The organism is Thermogutta sp. (assembly GCF_014359955.1).
GTDB lineage: Bacteria > Planctomycetota > Planctomycetia > Pirellulales > Thermoguttaceae > Thermogutta.
On the sequence record NZ_JACIYL010000717.1, the window covers coordinates 1 to 2,277 of the forward strand.

The window sequence follows — 2,277 nt, forward strand, 5'->3', positions numbered from 1 at the left end:
GGCGATCGGCAGAGATCGTGGCCGCCGCGGTGAGCATGCTACCTTCGGGGATCACGGTGATTTGCGGGGCGTAGCCGACCGCACCGCCACGGACCGGGATGAAGGGCCAGACGGGATTGACACCCACCCCGCCATCCGTTCGCGATTGCACGAACGAGGCCATCGAGCTGGGGTCCACCTGTGGGGCATTTCCGCCATCGCCCAGTTGCTGCGCCAGGATGCGGTTGCGGAGATCAATCTGATTCATGACCGCGCTGGCAAGTTGTTGCTCGGCGAGCGGGGCCTTGCGACGACCGTCGGCAAGCTCGAACTGGATGTAGGCCTCATCGCCCTTGAGCGGGATGGTCTTGGTAAGAGACTGGGCCTTGTCGGTGAGGAAGTGGAGGTACACCGTCACTTTGACCTTGCCGCCGACAACGTTACCCCAGACGCGGCGGACCACAGCGCGGTACGTTCCACTGAATCCCCGAGGGCAGACGTAATACTCCTTGTAACCCTCGCTGGCTTCCCGACCTGCCTGGCTGCTCACATCGCCAACCAGGACTCCGCCGGAGGTCGTCCGCGGATTGCGGAGCGAGCAAAGCGTTCCCCCCGGTTCCTCGACGAGGAGATCCAGGTCGGCTTCGCCCACCCAGGAGACCTCGATGATGCAATCCCGGGCTACGGCTTCGTTGAGGGCCTGTTCGTACCTTTGGGCTTCCTCGGGATTCTGAGCCTTGAGTTCATCGAGAAGGGCCTTCGCCGTTCGCAACGCATTGAACCAGACATCCTGGTGTTTTTGCGGGAAGACCTGGGAAAGGATTCCCACGGTGGACCACTTCAGGGCTTCGCGATCGTTGAGCTTTTGGGCCAACCGCAGCGCGGCCACATAGGGTTCCGGCCATTCCGGCATCAGGTTGGCGACCTGACGGTACATGGCGAGCGCCCTGTGCTCAAGACCATGTCGCTCGAGCTGGATCCCCAGAACGAGGAAGTCCATGGGGTCAGAGGCGAAATCAGCCGCGGACATGAGAGCCCGTTCGATCTCTTCCCGCGAACCCCCCTGTGCTTCCAGGGCCAGGGCCAGCCCCTCGTACATCCACGGTTGGGGTTGGTTGTGCCGCAGCGCCGCGTGGATCAAGGCGGTCACATGGTCAAACTTCTGGCCGCCGACCAGACGGCGGACCGCCTCACGGACGTCTTTAGCCGGGACCGTTCCCTGGGCAAAGACGGAATCCCAGAGGTCGGCCGGTGATTGACTCTCCGACACCCGGCCGTTGAGAACATCATCGGTCACTTGAAGGATGGTGGACGTGGGGTGATGACGGGGCTGTCCGTCGGGCGTTTTGCTCAGATCGTCCTGAACGCTGAACGCTCGGAAACCACCATTACCCGCGGGGGCACTGGGGACATTAAACATGCCCATTCCCATCCCGTAGCCGCCCATTCCGAAACCACCCATTCCTCCGAAACCACCCATGCCTCCGAAACCACCCATTCCATATCCACCCATCCCGTAGCCACCCATGCCCATGCCCATACCCATGCCCATGCCACCCCAGCCGCCGATCCCGGCACCGCCGATGGAGTTTGGCGGGACGACAAGGTCGGCCACCGGGTAGACCTTGAGCACGAGGTCGTTCTGAGCCTGTTCGGGAGTCGTGATGAGCAGTACCTCGTCCTTGATGACGTAGGTGAGGTCCAGGTCGCGCAAGAGCAGGCGGAGGGCGGACCGCAACGAAATTCCCCGCAAACTCTTGGTGACCGGCGTGTTGGTATCCACGCCCACACCTGTGAGAGCCTTGTTATCCAGTTGGATTTCGATCTGGTGTCGATCGCGGAGATAGTTGATCACTTCGGAGAGAGGTGTATCGACGAAGTCCAGCTCGGTCGGCTTCTTCAGCTCGGAAAGGATTTTCCGCTCCGCGGGGCTGGAAGCGCCCAGGTCCATGCTCTGGTAGCGCTCTTTGCGGCGGGCGGTCAACTCCTGCCAGGTTTGGGCGTCGGGATACACCACGGGCGGTTCGTCGGGCGTCGGCACGTGGGCCCGCTCTGTTTGATAGAGCGTATCCAGCACACCCTTCTGGCGGGCTTCTCGGAGGACCATGGCTTTCTCAAAGTTTCCCACCTGGCTGGCCATATGTCGGGCAAGGAGCGGCGTCGGCAGGTCCGGCGCGAGCTTTTCCGCTTCGCCCGCCGCTTCCACTTCGGCCAGTTCATACCGGCCTTCCTTCATGAGCGAGTTGAATCGCTCCATGAGCTGCGTGAGTTTCTGTTCCTTGAGAAGCAATCCCTCGG

Annotated in this window: 1 pseudogene; it reads right to left on the reverse strand. The window is 62.0% G+C overall.

Features of this window, described 5'->3' with window-relative positions:
* Positions 1–2,277: pseudogene (locus H5U08_RS16225) on the reverse strand (hypothetical protein); the annotation flags it as partial.